The sequence below is a fragment of the Massilia sp. BKSP1R2A-1 genome, from assembly GCF_050586525.1.
Lineage (GTDB): Bacteria > Pseudomonadota > Gammaproteobacteria > Burkholderiales > Burkholderiaceae_D > Telluria.
This window is the reverse complement of sequence record NZ_JBOBRE010000016.1, coordinates 25,293-39,681: the sequence shown is the minus strand read 5'-3', so window position 1 is coordinate 39,681 and position 14,389 is coordinate 25,293. Positions and strand designations below refer to the sequence as shown.

The 14,389-nt window shown below is 65.4% G+C and carries 15 protein-coding genes; 8 read left to right on the top strand and 7 right to left on the bottom strand.

Going from position 1 to position 14,389, the window contains the following annotated elements; all coding sequences use genetic code 11:
• Nucleotides 1-43: 43 nt before the first annotated feature.
• From ACQ7JA_RS21105 to ACQ7JA_RS21090, 4 genes are all read right to left on the bottom strand, one after another.
• The gene (locus ACQ7JA_RS21105; protein ID WP_430901377.1) at nt 44-2,752 is read right to left on the bottom strand and encodes a PAS domain S-box protein; all 2,709 of its coding nucleotides are present in this window, start codon (nt 2,750-2,752) and stop codon (nt 44-46) included.
• A 201-nt stretch (nt 2,753-2,953) separates the two neighbouring features.
• Entirely contained in the window at nt 2,954-6,508 is a 3,555-nt protein-coding gene (locus ACQ7JA_RS21100) for a pectinesterase family protein (protein WP_430901375.1), read from the bottom strand.
• Nucleotides 6,509-6,539: 31 nt separating this feature from the next.
• The gene (locus tag ACQ7JA_RS21095) at nt 6,540-7,127 is read right to left on the bottom strand and encodes a PEP-CTERM sorting domain-containing protein (protein ID WP_430901373.1); all 588 of its coding nucleotides are present in this window, start codon (nt 7,125-7,127) and stop codon (nt 6,540-6,542) included.
• 230 nt (nt 7,128-7,357) lie between these two features.
• Nucleotides 7,358-7,732, bottom strand: coding sequence for a GFA family protein (locus ACQ7JA_RS21090; RefSeq protein WP_430901371.1), 375 nt, complete (start codon nt 7,730-7,732; stop codon nt 7,358-7,360).
• A 123-nt stretch (nt 7,733-7,855) separates the two neighbouring features.
• On the opposite strand from ACQ7JA_RS21090, the gene ACQ7JA_RS21085 reads away from it, so the two are divergent.
• Genes ACQ7JA_RS21085 through ACQ7JA_RS21070 form a run of 4 tightly spaced genes read left to right on the top strand, consistent with a single transcriptional unit; the run spans nt 7,856 to nt 9,481 of the window.
• Nucleotides 7,856-7,996 carry a hypothetical protein gene (locus ACQ7JA_RS21085; RefSeq protein WP_430901369.1) on the top strand — a complete coding sequence of 47 codons (141 nt, stop codon included), beginning with the start codon at nt 7,856-7,858 and terminating at the stop codon, nt 7,994-7,996.
• Nucleotides 7,997-8,037: 41 nt separating this feature from the next.
• A complete protein-coding gene (locus ACQ7JA_RS21080; RefSeq protein WP_430901367.1) occupies nt 8,038-8,622 on the top strand; it encodes a helix-turn-helix domain-containing protein in 585 nt (194 codons plus the stop codon).
• Nucleotides 8,619-9,155 carry a GNAT family N-acetyltransferase gene (locus tag ACQ7JA_RS21075; RefSeq protein ID WP_430901365.1) on the top strand — a complete coding sequence of 179 codons (537 nt, stop codon included), beginning with the start codon at nt 8,619-8,621 and terminating at the stop codon, nt 9,153-9,155. The genes ACQ7JA_RS21080 and ACQ7JA_RS21075 overlap by 4 nt, the downstream gene beginning before the upstream one ends.
• Nucleotides 9,152-9,481, top strand: coding sequence for a GNAT family N-acetyltransferase (locus ACQ7JA_RS21070; RefSeq protein WP_430901363.1), 330 nt, complete (start codon nt 9,152-9,154; stop codon nt 9,479-9,481). Before ACQ7JA_RS21075 ends, ACQ7JA_RS21070 begins: the two co-directional genes overlap by 4 nt.
• Nucleotides 9,482-9,490: 9 nt before the next feature.
• Here the strand turns inward: ACQ7JA_RS21070 and ACQ7JA_RS21065 are convergent, their stop codons facing one another.
• The 3 genes from ACQ7JA_RS21065 to flgA form a co-directional block, all read right to left on the bottom strand.
• A complete protein-coding gene (locus ACQ7JA_RS21065) occupies nt 9,491-9,961 on the bottom strand; it encodes a flagella synthesis protein FlgN (protein ID WP_430901361.1) in 471 nt (156 codons plus the stop codon).
• Nucleotides 9,962-9,967: 6 nt separating this feature from the next.
• Nucleotides 9,968-10,282, bottom strand: a complete 315-nt coding sequence (gene flgM, locus ACQ7JA_RS21060; protein WP_430901359.1) for a flagellar biosynthesis anti-sigma factor FlgM — start codon at nt 10,280-10,282, stop codon at nt 9,968-9,970.
• Between the two features lie 114 nt (nt 10,283-10,396).
• A complete protein-coding gene (flgA, locus tag ACQ7JA_RS21055) occupies nt 10,397-11,095 on the bottom strand; it encodes a flagellar basal body P-ring formation chaperone FlgA (protein ID WP_430901357.1) in 699 nt (232 codons plus the stop codon).
• A 162-nt stretch (nt 11,096-11,257) separates the two neighbouring features.
• Between flgA and flgB the strand changes: the two genes are divergently transcribed.
• The 4 genes from flgB to ACQ7JA_RS21035 are packed head-to-tail and all read left to right on the top strand — an operon-like array spanning nt 11,258 to nt 14,383.
• Nucleotides 11,258-11,674, top strand: coding sequence for a flagellar basal body rod protein FlgB (gene flgB / locus ACQ7JA_RS21050; protein WP_430901355.1), 417 nt, complete (start codon nt 11,258-11,260; stop codon nt 11,672-11,674).
• A 13-nt stretch (nt 11,675-11,687) separates the two neighbouring features.
• Entirely contained in the window at nt 11,688-12,089 is a 402-nt protein-coding gene (gene flgC, locus ACQ7JA_RS21045) for a flagellar basal body rod protein FlgC (RefSeq protein ID WP_258826168.1), read from the top strand.
• A 19-nt stretch (nt 12,090-12,108) separates the two neighbouring features.
• Nucleotides 12,109-12,819, top strand: coding sequence for a flagellar hook assembly protein FlgD (locus tag ACQ7JA_RS21040; protein WP_430901353.1), 711 nt, complete (start codon nt 12,109-12,111; stop codon nt 12,817-12,819).
• Nucleotides 12,820-12,859: 40 nt separating this feature from the next.
• Nucleotides 12,860-14,383 carry a flagellar hook protein FlgE gene (locus ACQ7JA_RS21035; RefSeq protein ID WP_430901351.1) on the top strand — a complete coding sequence of 508 codons (1,524 nt, stop codon included), beginning with the start codon at nt 12,860-12,862 and terminating at the stop codon, nt 14,381-14,383.
• Nucleotides 14,384-14,389: the final 6 nt, after the last annotated feature.

The following is a 14,389-nucleotide window of genomic DNA, read 5'->3' as shown; positions in this document are numbered from 1 at the left end:
AGGTTTGGCAGTCAGCATCTTCCTGGCCCGACGTCGCATCGGGTCATCTGATCATTGAGCGCACCTTGCTGGCCAGGGCGCCGATGTCGAATGGCTTGGTCATGACTTCCATGCCCTGGGCCAGGCGGCCGTTGCCGACGGCGGCGGTATCGGCATAGCCCGTGATGAACAGCACCTTCAGTTCCGGACGCTGTACCCGCGCGGCATCGGCGACCTGGCGGCCATTGAGCCCGCCCGGCAGGCCGACATCGGTGACGAGGAGATCCACGCGCGTGTCCGAGTTCAGGATCAGCAGGCCGGAAGGGCCGTCCTGGGCGGTGAACACGCGATAGCCGGCATCGGTCAGGACCTCGCTGACGATATCGCGCAGTGCGTGTTCGTCTTCGATCAGCAGCACCGTCTCGCCTCCGCCGGACTCGACAATCAGCGCCTCGGCCGGCGTCTCGTCCTGCACGACGCCCGTATAACGGGGCAGATACAGGCACATGCTGGTGCCGGCGCCCACTTCCGAACGTACGCTGACATGGCCATCCGACTGGCGCACGAAGCCGTATACCATCGACAGGCCCAGGCCCGTGCCTTCACCCAGGGGTTTCGTCGTGAAGAAGGGATCGAAGATACGCGCGATCACTTCGGGTGGCATGCCCGTGCCGGTATCGACGACACACAAGGAGATGTATTCCCCAGGCCGCATGCCGCTTCCAGCCGCTGCCGCGGCATCGATCGACGCATTGCCGGTGATGAGCTTCAGTTTCCCCCCCGCGGGCAGCATCGCGTCGCGCGCGTTGATGCACAGGTTCAGCACGGCATTCTCGAGCTGCGATGGATCGACCTTGGTCGGAACAAGGTCATCCGCCTTGACCACTTCGAGGTCGATCATGGGCCCGATGGATTGGCGGACGAGCGCTTCCATGCCGTCGATGAGACGGTTGAGATCGGTCGGTTTCGGGTCGAGTGTCTGCCGGCGAGAGAACGCCAATAGCCGCTGCGTCAGGGATGCGGCGCGCCGGACCGACGATTCGCCCAGGTCGAGGTAGCGCTCGAGCTCGCCATATTCCCCACGGCGCAACTTCATCTTCAAGACCTGCAGGGCGCCGCTGATGGATCCCAGCAGGTTGTTGAAATCGTGCGCCAGGCCGCCGGTCAGCTGGCCGACCGCTTCCATTTTTTGCGACTGGCGCAGGGCGTCCTGTGCCTGCTTGAGCTCGAGCTCCCTTGCCTTGTTCAGGCTCAGGTCGCGGCCGGCGGCGACGAAGTTCACGCCGTCGGGTTCCGGCGTGACCGTCCACTCGATATGCTTCCAGCCTCCCTCCCGCGTCGCGATCCGGTTTTCGAAGCGGGCCGGCTGATGCGTCTGCGCCATATGAAGGATCGCCTCGAGCGTGCCCGGCATGTCGTCGGGATGCATGAAGCTCGCATAGGGCCGGGTGAGCAGCTCGTGCTCGCTCCAGCCGAGCACCTGGGTCCATGCCGGGCTGACTTCCGACATGGTGCCTTCGTAGTTTGCCAGGGCGAGCATGTCCTGCGAGAGGTTCCAGTGCCGTTCCCGGTCGGTCACCCGTGCGCTCTGCTCGGTCTGGCGTTCCTTTTCGGCGGTGATGTCGCGGCCGGTGGCGTAGGTCATGTCGCCCGCGGGCGCCGCGACCCAGGAGATCCAGCGTACCGAACCGTCCTTGTGCAGGTAGCGGTTCTCGAGCGTCGGCCGGCCACCCGATGCGGCTTTCTCATAGGCCGCGATCGAGGCGGCGTGGTCTTCCGGTACGACGAAGCTGTTGACGTGCTGGCCGACGAGTTCCTCGGGAGCGTAGCCGAGCACCGTCGTCCATGCCGGATTGACGCGCCTGAAATAGCCCTCGAAGTCGAGCACGAGCATGAGGGCGGGCGAGGTGTCCCACATGCGGTCGCGTTCCGCGGTGCGCTCGGCGACCTGCTTTTCCAGGGTTGCATTGAGGGTCTGCAGTGCGCGTTCCGCCCGTTTGCGGGCACTGACGTCCTGGAACAGGATCGCCAGCTGGCGCTTGCTCGCAGGTTCGACGCGGGTGCAGGCGACTTCGAGAAACCTGTCGGTCGCTTCCAGCCAGCGCTCGAAACGTATCGCCTCGCCAGTTTCCAGTACCTGACGGAAGAGCTCCACCCAGGTATCCGCTTCGCCTTGGGTCAGTTTCTCCCGTCCTGTCTTGCCGACGATATCGGGAATGCCGGAATGGCGAATGTAAGCCTGGTTCGCCTCCAGGTGAACGTAATCCGAGAGCGGACCATGCGGCCCGTCCACGAACTCGACGATGCAAAAGCCGTCGTCGATCGAGTCGAACAAGGTGCGATAGCGGGACTCGCTTTCCACCAGTTTTTCTTCGGTCCGCTTCTTGTCCGTGATGTCCAGCGACACGCCCGTCATCTGGCACGGCTTGCCGTCGTCCCCATACAGCGGCTGCCCACGAATGGCAACCCAGCGCATCTCGCCGGCGGGCGTCACGATCCGGTATTCGATATCGTAGTCCGCGCCGGAGGCAATGCTCAGCTCGACCGCCTCGGCCATTCGGACTCTGTCGTCAGGAAAGATTGCGGCGCGCAGATCGGCGTAGCTGAATGGCAAACCCGGATCGCGGCCGAAATTAAGCCGGCACATTTCCGACGTGCTCAGTTCACCGCTTGCGAGGTCGAGACTCCAGATGCCGAGCCGGCCGGCCTTGACGGCAAAGAGCAGCTCGGCGGCAGTGGCGCCGGATGCCGGGGCGTCAGGGGCGCTCAGCATGGCGCGCGTGTTCGAAACGATCGGGTCGCGCAGATGCTTGGCGCAGTGGAGGAGAACAGGTCGGCAAGCATGGCATGGTCAGTAGTTAGAGCTTAACCATAGCACAACTGACGTATTTGACGACTGCTGGATTGTCGATCTTGCCCGAAAATGCGCGCCACCGGCCTGCGAAGCAACACAGCCGGTGGCGTCCCGCTCACATCACGGCTGCGGATTCCAGCCCGCGCCGTTGCCGTAGGCCGCGAACACCTTCTCGCGCGAAGCGAAGCGGCTTGCCACGTCGCTCTCGCTCAGGATGAAGCCGCCGACCCGCGCGCCGAGATTGAGCGGATTGCCCGCCATGTCCAGGCTGCCGTACTCGCGCCACCCAGCGTCCGCACGGGCGACCGTCGGGTTCGGCGCCGGCTGGCCGTTTACGCCCAGGCCGGCCCAGCCGACCGGCGCGATGTGCGTGTCCATCTTGCAGTGGATGAAGGCGATGTTGTCCCAGGTGGCGGTGCCGCCGGGGCTGCGCGCCAGGTAGGTGGCGCCAGTCGGCACGTCGCCGCGCAGCGGGCCCGGGCCGGGGCCGTGGGTGAGCATGCTGTTGAGGAAGACGTAGCCGATGTCGCCGGCGGTGGGCACCCGTGCCTGCAGCACGTAGCCGCCGCTGCTCGCGTTGGCGCTGTCGCCCACCGAGCGGATTTCGCTTTCCTCGAACAGGGCGGCGCGGCTGCTGCCCCAGATGAAGTCGACGTTGCCTTCCACGAGCGTGCGGTAGAACCAGGACCAGCCCTTCAGGTTGAGGGTGTCCTGCTCGCTGTGGAAGCTGGCGTTCTTCGCGATCAGGCGGCCTTCGCTGTTGAAGTAGAGGGTCTCGGCCTGGCCCGAGATGCTGCTCGAGCGGATGGTGCTGTTCTTCAGGCTGAGGGTGTCGAGCACCAGCATGTCGGAGGCCTCCACCAGCATCACCGAACGGCCGCCGGAAGGCGTGCCGGATGCCGTGCTCGACTGGCTGCTGCCCGTGCCCGGGTTCATGGTCTCGTGATTCAGGGCCGAGATCATCACGCCCGCACGGCTTTCGCCCTTGATCGTCACATTGTCCTTGCCGTTCAGGTACAGCAGCTCTTCGTAGCTGCCGTTCCTGACCGTGATCGTAACGGGATCCAGCTTCGAGAAGCGCCCCATCGCATAGTTCAGGGCGCCCTGCACGGTGCGGAAGTCGGCGTCGCCGTCGTCGTCCACGGTCACGCTGTTGCCAAGCGGGAGACTGTCGCGCGTAGCGAACGTCCAGCCGGCGGCGCGGCCCAGGCCCACGAAAGGCGTGCCGCCCAGGCTGGTGTTGGTGAAGACGCCGTCGGCGATCGCCACATAGTACTCGGTGCCGTAGGCCAGCTTGTTACTGTGCGGCTTGATCGTCACCGTGTTGCCGACGATCCTGATCGGCGTCGTGTTGACCTTGCGGACGAGCAGCTGTCCCTCATAGCCCAGCGTATCGGTTTCGCCGCTCAGGCGGATCACGTCGACGAGGGCATCGTCCGCCTTGCGGAAGATGCGGATGCTGCCGCTGGTCCCGAGGGTCGGCGGCTTGTCGAAGACCAGTGTCAAGGTGGTGTCGACGTGCACGCTGGCCTCCAGCGGCGCCGGGAAGCTGGCGCCCTCCATCGCATACACCTGGGTCGGCTGCACGAACTGCGGCGCGATGGTGGCGGCGATCGCGCGGGTGAGCGAGGGTTCGGAACCGCTGCGGAACACGACGTTGGCGTGGCCCGCGCCGACCGCGCGCAGCAGCACGGTATTGCCGCTGGTGCTCACGGCGACGACGGCCGGGTTGCTCGACTCGACGCTGAAGCTGTCCGGCTGGTTGTCGCTGGCGATCGCCGTCACCGATACCTGGTAGGGTGCGTCGCCGACTTCAGCGGACCAGGTGAGGTTGGCCGGGTCGACGTTCAGCTGCACCGGCTTCTGGCGCGGGTCGCCCACGCGCACGTCGTCGATCATGAAGGATTTGTTGGCCGTGTACAGGCCGATCAGCCCGCGCGCGGCGAATGCCGCATCCGTCACCGAGCCCATATTCCTGCCGTCGAGGTAGACCGTCAGCGTGCTGCCGATCATCTCGAAGCGCACCGTATAGAACTGCGCATCCATCGCAATCGGCGTGCGCACCTGGCGCGGTCGGCTCAGCGAGTTGTTCAGCATTTTCGCGATTTCCACCTGGGTGCTGGTGGTGCTGTTCTGGACGTTCAGGCCGGCGCCGTACCAGTTGGCGGGATCGACGTAGCGGGTGACGAGGTAGAGCAGCTTGTTGCCGGTGGTGCCGTTGGTCATCGGGCGGATGCGCGCCTCGACGTAGTAGTCGGCCGAGGGCACGCCGCCGAAGGCCTCCGGCTTGACCAGGGCCAGCACGCCGCCCGTGCTCGCGGCCGCGTACTGGAGCACCTTGTTGGTGCCGCCCGCGCTTTCCGCAATCACGCTGAAGCGGCCGTTCGGTCCGCCGACGGGCAGCAGGTTCCACTTGCCGCTCGTGCCGTCCTGGAAGTCGTCGCAGAAGTACAGGCCGGTGGCGGGGCAGGCGAGGGTGGGATTCTCATCAAACGTGACCTTGCCGGTGCCGCTGATCGTCGTGGCGATCTTGCCGACGCCGGACTGGGCCAGGGCATTGGCTTTCACCAGCGCCGCCGGGCGCGGCGTGAAGGCGTAGGGCACGGTCCAGCCTACCGCATTCGACACGGAGCAGGCGCCAAGGGCCGCGCCGTTCAGCAGGGAGCCGCTGTCCTTGAAGTAGCCCGGGTTCGCGCTGCTCATATTGCTGACGACCCTGTCGCAGCCCTGGGCGCCGGCGATCTCGAACACATTGTTGTTCGAGAGGATCCTGGCGTTCTTGCCCGCGCCGACGCTGTAGCTGTGCGCGTACGGGGAGGCCGACTTGCTGCCGACGTAGTAGTTGTTAAACAGGTGCACCTGGCCGAAGCGTACGCGCGGGGCGCGCTGGACCACGTCGCGGTAGACGTTGTTGCTGAAGGTGACGCGCAGCTTGCCTTCGTCGGCCGTGGCCGAGTCGCTTCCGCCGACCAGCGAGGTCTTGTCGTGCTGGCCGAAGACGTTGTACGACACCGTCACGTAGTCCGATGCATTGGTGATGTCGAGCGAACCGTCGTGGCACTGCTTCTTGTGGCCGTTCTCGACCGGCAGGAAGTTGTCGGTCATCGGCACGTCGGTGAAGGTCACGTGGTCGACCCAGACGTGGTGGGAGCTGGAGACGCCGATGGCGTCATAGGCCGAGTTCCAGTTGCCGGTGGAGCCGTCCGTCGGGTCCCATACCGGTTCGACGTCGCAGGGATTGACGATCTTGAGGTTGCGGATGATGACCTGGGACACGTTCGTCACCAGCACGGTGCCGTTGACGATGCCGGCGTTCGCGTCGGCGCCGATCAGCGTCGTATTGCTCTTCAGGCGGATGGCGCCGCGCGCGGCCTGGTCGGCCGTGGAGGCGTAGGGCTGGCCTTCGCTCATGTCGATGGTGCCGACCAGCTTGATGATCTTCGGGTTGTCGCCGCCATTGGCCAGCGCGGCGAGCAGTTCCGAACGCTTGGTGACGGTGTAGATGTGGTTGCCGGCGGCGGTCGAGCCGCCGACCGTGCCGCCGGCCTGGCCGGCCCAGCCGTCGAGCGGGGCGCTTTGCCGCGCCGGGTCGGTCGCCGCCAGCGCGGAACCGCCGCACAGGCCCGCGAGCAGGAAGGCGGCGCATAGCGATGCCTTGAAACGTGCATGTTTCATGGGAGTCTCCTGGAACAGGATGGAAGGGGTGTCAGGCTTGTGCGCGCGCCTTGCGGCGGCGCGCGAGGGCCAGCCCGGTCGTGCCGGCAAGGAGCAGGGCGATGCCGCCCGGCTCGGGCACCTGCGCCGTGCCGATCTGCGCGGAGAAGGTGCCGTACGCGCCGTTCCAGGTGACGTTGGAGAGGTCGAGGGCGATGGCGTGGTCGTTCAACACCGACAGGGCAGGCAGGGCGCCGATGCCGCTCGTGTCCAGCAGGGTGAAGCTGCCGATCTTCTGGCCGAGGGTCGGTCCGAAATCGAAGACCAGGCGGTAGTCGCCGGACGCCACGGCCAGCTCGTTGAGCATCACGGTCAGCTGGCCGGTGGTGCTGAAATCGAAGCCGAACAGATAGTCGCCGGTGAGGAATTCGACGCCGCCCAGGTCGCTGGGATCGATGGCCGTGGTGTTGCTGCCCGGCTCTGCGGCGAAGCCGTGGTCCAGGCCCAGCATGCCCGCGGGCGAACCGTTGTAGGTGCCGGTGATGGTGCTGCCTTGCAGGGAAATCGGCGCGGCGCCTGCCTGGCTTGCCGTGAGTGCCGCCGCCAATACCAGTGTCTCCAATATGATTGTAGTTTTCATTTCTTGGTCCTGTTCAAGCGAGTGATGGAACAGGCGAGTGCCGGCGCGCCGGGCTGGGGCCATCGCTGGCCCGGCATCCGGCGTGTGGACTTGCTTGTCGTGGGGAGAAGCAGCTTTCAGCCCAGCTGCCGGACTCGGCAGTGGTGCTGAAAGCTTAGCACGAATGCATGTGATTTGGTCGGACCATTAAGAAATTTTGGTCTGGCCGATTGTGAATGTGGCGCGATAGCTCAGGCGGCGGGGCAGTGTGGCAGCCAGGATGGCCGCGTATCGGTATGCAGTTCGATCCGGACCGGATCGGTGAAGGGGGTGTCCAGGGTGCCGAGGGTCACGGCGATGCGGTCCGGCGTTTCCTCGCTGCGCCAGAACAGGGTCGAGCCGCAGCGCCGGCAGAAGGCGCGCCGCCCCTGTTCCGAGGACGCGAACTCGGTGATGTTGTCCTCGCCGCGCTCGATGTGCAAGTCCGCGCGGGCGACGTTGGCGTAGGTGCCGGCGCCGGCCCCATGCTGTTTCTGGCACATGGTGCAGAAGCAGTGGCTGGCGCTCTCGACCGGACCGGCAACGGTGTAGGCGACCTCAGCGCAGAGGCAACTTCCTTTAAGCATGGCTGGCTCCTCGGGACCGGTATGCACATATTGTAGGGCAGGACGATTACACCACGCATGGGGCTCTCCTGAAGAGGAATGGCGCCTTACACTCGGCCCCTGTCGAGAACACAAGGATCCACCATGAAGTCCATGCACAGGCTGTTCGCCGCCGCCTTCGTCGCGCTGCTCCTCTGCGCATCCTACAGCCGCGCGGAACAGGAAGAAGGCAAGCAGGCCGCACCCCTCTGCGAACCGGGCGACGCCGAGGCAAGCTGCCCATAAATCCGGTATACAGGAATTTGTTTTCCTATATACTGGATTGCATGGACATCAACCAGCTCATCGCCAGCCGCCTCCGCGAATTGCGCGAGGCCCAGGGCCTGACCCTGGCGGCCCTGGCCGAACGCAGCGGCGTCAGCCGCTCCAACATTTCCTCGATCGAACGCGGCGAAAGCAGCGCCACTGCCACCGTGCTGGACCGGCTCAGCGCCGCCCTCGGCGTCACGCTGGCCTCGCTGTTCGACAAGCCGACGGACGCGCCATCGCCCGTCTCGCGGTGCGACTCCCAGCCGGTGTGGACCGACCCGGTGTCCGGCTATGTGCGCCGCAATCTGTCGCCCTTGACCTGGTCGCCGATCCAGATGGTCGAGGTGAGCTTTCCCGCCGGCCAGCGCATCGCCTATGAAACGGCGGCCCGCAACACCGACGTGTACCAGCAGATCTGGATCATCGAGGGCCAGCTCGCGCTGACGCTGGGCGACACGCCCTGGCAGCTCGGCGCCGGCGACTGCCTCGCCATGAAGCTGCACCAGCCGGTCAGCTTCCACAATCCTGGCGACAGGCCGGTGCGCTATCTCGTCGCCCTCGTCACCCAGCCCCACAAGGCATCGCGCAAGGAGGACGCATGAACACCGACATCACCGTGCGCCGGCTCGACGCCGGGAAAGCGGCCGCGCTGAAGGAGCAACTGGCCGACGTGCTGCTCGACTGCGTCGAAGGCGGCGCCTCGGTCAGCTTCATGCTGCCGATGGCGCGCAGTACCGCCCTGGATTTCTGGGACAAGGTGGCGGACGGCGTCGCGCAGGGCGGGCGCACCCTGCTGGTGGCCGAGGACGAGGAGGGCGTGATCGGCACCGTGCAATTGATCACCGGCCTACCCGACAACCAGCCGCACCGCGCCGACGTCGCCAAGCTGCTGGTGCACCGCCGCGCGCGCAATCGCGGCGTGGGGCAGCAGCTGATGCTGGCGCTGGAACAGGCCGCGCGCGAACAGGAACGATGGGTGCTGGTGCTCGACACGGCGAGCGCGGCGGCCGAGCGGCTCTACGAGCGCCTGGGCTGGCAGCGCGTCGGCGTGGTCCCGGGCTATGCGCTGCTGCCGAACGGGGAATTGTGTGGCACGACTTTTTATTACAAACAACTCGACGGGCACAGCACATGACTAACGCGTTCATCGCCTCCGTGCCACTCCTTCGCACGGAACGGCTCAACCTTCGCGAATACCGGCGGGAGGACTTCGACGCATTCGCGGCGCACTGCGCCGACCCCGTCAGCTCGGCCCACATCGGTCCGGCCGACCGCCAGGCCGCATGGCGCATCTTCTGTTCGCACGCAGGTCTGTGGCTCATCCATGGCGCCGGCTGGTGGGCCGTCGGGGAAAAGGAGAGCGGGCGGCTGGTCGGCAGCGTCGGCGCCCATGCGCGCCCGGCCGCCGAAGCCGGTTCAGGTGGAAAGCGTCTGGGTGGCCAGGCCGATGACCAGGCGTGAAGCCGTTTCCTAGCCGATGACGTAGCGTTTCGAGGGACCGCTGCCGAGCGTCTGCCCGCTGGATCCATACACGCCGCCGGCCTCAAGGCCGGCCGGCATGCGCAGGGCGTTGAGCACGCCCTGGTTGTGCGCCAGCTGCTTGTTGATCAGCATGCCGTTGACGCGGTTGAGTTCCTTGGCCTGGCGGGCCAGTTCGAGCAGAACTTCCCATTGGGAACGGGCCTCGGTATTGCCGCCGACCGCCAGCCACGGTTCCATGCCCGCTTCCGATCCTTCGCAGCCGGCCGCCAGCAGGGCGGCGTGGCGCTGGTTCGACAGCGCGGCCAGTTCCTGCAGCAGGGAATTCTTGCGTGGAGTGAGTTCCGCCAGCCCGTCGGCGTCCGCTGCGACCAGCAGCGTCTGTTCCTGTTTCATCAGCTCGATGAGCGCGCTGACGTGTTGCTGTTCCTGAGGGACGGTCGAGATTGGGCTGGTAGGCATGAAAGGTTATCGCTTGCGGGAATGGAGCAAGTCGCGCACGGTGTCGAGCAGGCCGTCGGCGACTTTCTCGGAGTTGACCTGGAACTGGCCATCGGCGATGGCCATTTTGATGCGCTCGACTTTCTTGGTGTCGAACACCTGGTTGTTGCTGCCCACGGCATTCGCCATCGCCTGGCCCTGCGAGGACAGGCGCACGCTATCGGTCTGCGCCTGGGTGGTCGCAGTCGTGGTGGCGGCCTTGTCCGCGGCGCGCGTGTTGTTGGCTGGGGTGTTGGCGGGCTGGAGGCCCGGGTTGCCCTTGACGGTATCGTTGATTTTCACAGCATCATCCTTCTCTGTTCGGAGCCGGAAACTCCGGTATCTGCATCGTGTATCGGCGCGGATTTCACAAACTTTAGAGCAGAAAAGGCGTTTCTAAAAATATATTTACTGAGCTTAGATGGCGATCTCGATGATGCCCCCGGAACGCGCCGTGCCGCTCACGACAACGCCGGACTGGGTGCGCGCCTGCGCCACCTGGCCTTCGCCCGCATTGTTGATCGCCTTCGCTTCCGCCGACACCGAGAAGTTCGAGCCTTTCGAAACCAGGCGCACCGCCTGGCCCTGCTGCACCACCGGCTTGGATTTCAGGGTATCGAGTCGCAGCGGCGTACCGGCCGGGAGCGACGCCGTCGGCGTACGGCCGATGGCCTGGGCCATGTCGGTGATGATGCCGTTCGGCATGGCGGCGATATCGCCCTTCATCACGACGAGCTGGCTGGCGTCGACCGGCTGGCCCTGGGCCAGCGGCACCGCGGCGGCCACGTAGTCGGCGACCACGTTCACGGTGGCCTGAATATACACCGTCCACGGGCTGGGCGCGGTGCAGCGGACGCCGACCGTTGTTTTTCCCCACGCCCGCGCGCCCGGCTGCTGGAAAGCTTCCGGCGCCGGGCAGGCCGCCAGGCTGGTGCGCGGGTCGACGTTGCCGACCTTGACCGTCACCTGGCCGGGCAGGCCGGCGGTCTGGGTCTGCAGGTATTGCTCGACCACGGTGCGCAGGGCCGGCAGGTTCTGGCGCGCGGCAGTCTGTTGCGCGGAAGCGAAAGGCGCCGCGGCGAGGGCGGTGAATACAAACAGGGCAAAGCGTTTCATGATTCCCCGATGGGAAAGGGTAGATGCTGCCATTTTAGGCAGTGCGATTCCACCACGAAACTTCGAATAGCCGGGTTTTGCCCGTCCTTCTCGTCCGATTGCAGTTTGTTGCCCCTGCGTATCATCGGTCCTGTCCCAACAAGCATCCATCCAGGAGGCGGCATGATCGGCAAGATCGACCAGTACCTAGGTTTCCACGAAACGGCCCTGTCCCTGCGCGCCCAGCGCCAGGAATTGCTGGCGTCGAACATCGCCAATGCCGACACGCCGAACTACAAGGCGCGCGACATCGATTTCAACAGCGCGCTGCAGAACGCCCTGGCAAGCAAGGGCAGTGCGGGCCCGCTGTCCACCACGAACAATGGCCACATGGGCCGCGGCGCGCCGACCGGCGACATGCTGGCCAATGGCACCCCGGTGCTCTATCGCGGCGTGGTGCAGGGCAGCGTCGACGGCAACACGGTCGACATGGATGTGGAACGCAACCAGTTCGCCGACAACGGCCTGCGCTACGAAGCCGGCATCACGATGATCAACCACCAGATCAAGGGCCTGCTCGCGGCCATCCAGGGTCAATAAGAGATAAGCAGCCATGTCCCTCTTTAATATCTTCAACGTTTCCGGTTCGGCCATGAGCGCCCAGGCCCAGCGCCTGAACACCACCGCCAGCAACCTCGCCAACGCCGACAGCGCCACCAGCCCGACCGGCGAAGCCTACCGCGCCAAGGCCGTCGTGTTCGAAGCCGTGCCCCAGCAGTCCGGCGCCACCGCGGTGCGGGTACGCGAAGTGGTCGAGGACCCGTCGCCCCTGAAGCAGGTCTACGACCCCAAGCACCCGCTGGCCGACGAGAAGGGCTATGTGTCGATGCCGAACGTGAACGTGGTCGACGAGATGGTCAACATGATGTCGGCCTCGCGTTCCTACCAGACCAACGTCGAAACCATGAACGCGGCCAAGACCATGCTGCTCAAGACCCTGACCCTGGGCTCCTGATTCCTGAGAACACCCTGATATGACTACCGTAAACACCAACTCCAGCGCCAACAACATCAGTGACGTGATGTCGGCCATGAACGGCAAGAAAGCCGAAGTCGACAGCGTCCAGGCCGACACCGACAAGTTCATGACCCTGCTCGTCACCCAGCTGAAGAACCAGGATCCGCTGAACCCGCTCGACAACGCCCAGGTCACCAGCCAGCTGGCCCAGCTCTCGACCGTCACCGGCGTCAACAAGCTGAACGCCACCCTGGAAACCCTGAAAAGCAGCTACCAGTCGACCGAAGCGCTGCAGGCCACCAACCTGATCGGCCACGGCGTGCTGGTCGAGGGCAACAAGCTCGGCCTCTACGAAGGCAAGGCCATCCTCGGTGCGGAACTGGACAAGGCAGTCGACAAGCTGCAGGTGGTCATCACCAGCACCACCACCGGCAAGGAAGTCGCCACCATCGACCTGGGCGCCCAGGAAGCCGGCGTGGTGCCGATCGCCTGGGACGGCATTCCCGACCCGACCAAGCTGGATGCGAACGGCAAGCCGGTCCAGCTGCCTGATGGCAACTACACCTATAAAGTCGTCGCCATGCGCGGCGGTGAAGAAGTCAAGGATGCCCGCGCCCTGTCCTTCGACAGCGTGGCCAGCGTCACCACGAACGGCAAGGACGGCGTCAAGCTGAACCTGCCGGTCAAGGGCGCCGTCACCCTTGCCGATATCAAACAAGTCCTGTAAGCCGAGCCGCTTACTTCTTTCTCTACATTAGGAGTACACCATGTCTTTCCAACAAGGTCTTAGCGGCTTGAACGGCGCAGCCAAATCCCTCGACGTCATCGGCAACAACATCGCCAACGCCAGCACGGTCGGCTTCAAGGGTTCGACCACCCAGTTCGCCGACGTCTACGCCAGCTCGCTCAACGGCGCCGGCGGCATCTCGGCCGGTATCGGCGTGAAGGTGGCCGGCATCGCCCAGCAGTTCACGCAAGGTAACGTCGAAGCCTCGAACAACCCGCTCGACATCGCCATCAACGGCGCCGGCTTCTTCCGTACCGAAGCCTCGGGCATGGTGCAGTACAGCCGCAACGGCCAGTTCCAGCTCGACAAGAACGGCTTCCTGATCAATGCCCAGGGCGCCAAGCTCACCGGCTATGGCCTGAACGCCAACGGCGTGCTGGTCGCAGGCGCGCCGACTCCGCTGCAGATCGACACCTCCGACCTGGCCCCGGTGACGACCACCAAGGTCAAGATGGAACTGAACCTGGATTCGCGCAGCACCGAGCCGGTCAACACGCCCTTCGATGCGGACGATCCCACCACCTACAACAAGCAGACCCCGATGAGCGTGTACGACACGCTGGGCAATCCGCACGTGCTGTCGACCTATTACGTGAAGACCGGCCCGGGCAGCTGGGACGTCTACGCCGCCAACGACGGCACCGAAGTGACCAACCTGGCGGTGGCCGCCGCCGCCACCGGCAACGCCGGCGTGCAGACCGCGCGCGCCGCCTGGGAAGCCGCGACCAAGGCCGTGCCGCCGGTGCCCGCCACCATCACCGCCGCGCTGAATGCCTACGCCACCGCCGCATCGGCGGCCGTTTCGGCCGCGGCCGGCACTGCCGGCGCCACCGCAGCCAACCAGACCGAGATCACCACCGCGGCCACCAACGCCGCCCTGGTGCCAGGCGCCACCGCATCGGAAATCGACGCCGCGATGGCCAAGGTGATCAGCGTGCCGTCCAAGCCGGTCGGCAAGCTGGTGTTCGACACCAACGGCGGCATGAACAAGGTGACCACGACCGACGCCGGCAAGCTGGCCATCACCCTGCCGGTGTTCCCGTCGACCGGTTCCGAGCCGACCATGCCGATCACCATCGACTACGACGGCACCACCCAGTACGGCACCGCCACCAGCGAGAAGAAGCTGACCCAGGACGGCTACGCGGCCGGCAACCTGCAGCGCTTCACCACCGGCACCGACGGCACCATCCTCGGCCAGTACAGCAATGGCCAGACCAAGCCGCTCGGCCAAGTGATCCTCGCCAACTTCACCAACCCGAACGGTCTCGAGCCGCTGGGTAACAATGCCTGGGCAGAATCGGCGAGCTCGGGCGTGCCGCTGATCGGCACCCCGAACTCGGGCAGCTTCGGCGTGCTGCAGCAGTCGGCGGTGGAAAGCTCGAACGTCGACCTGACGGCCGAGCTGGTCAACATGATCACGGCGCAGCGCGTCTACCAGGCGAATGCGCAGACCATCAAGACCCAGGATTCGGTGCTGCAGACCCTGGTGAACCTGCGTTGATGCACG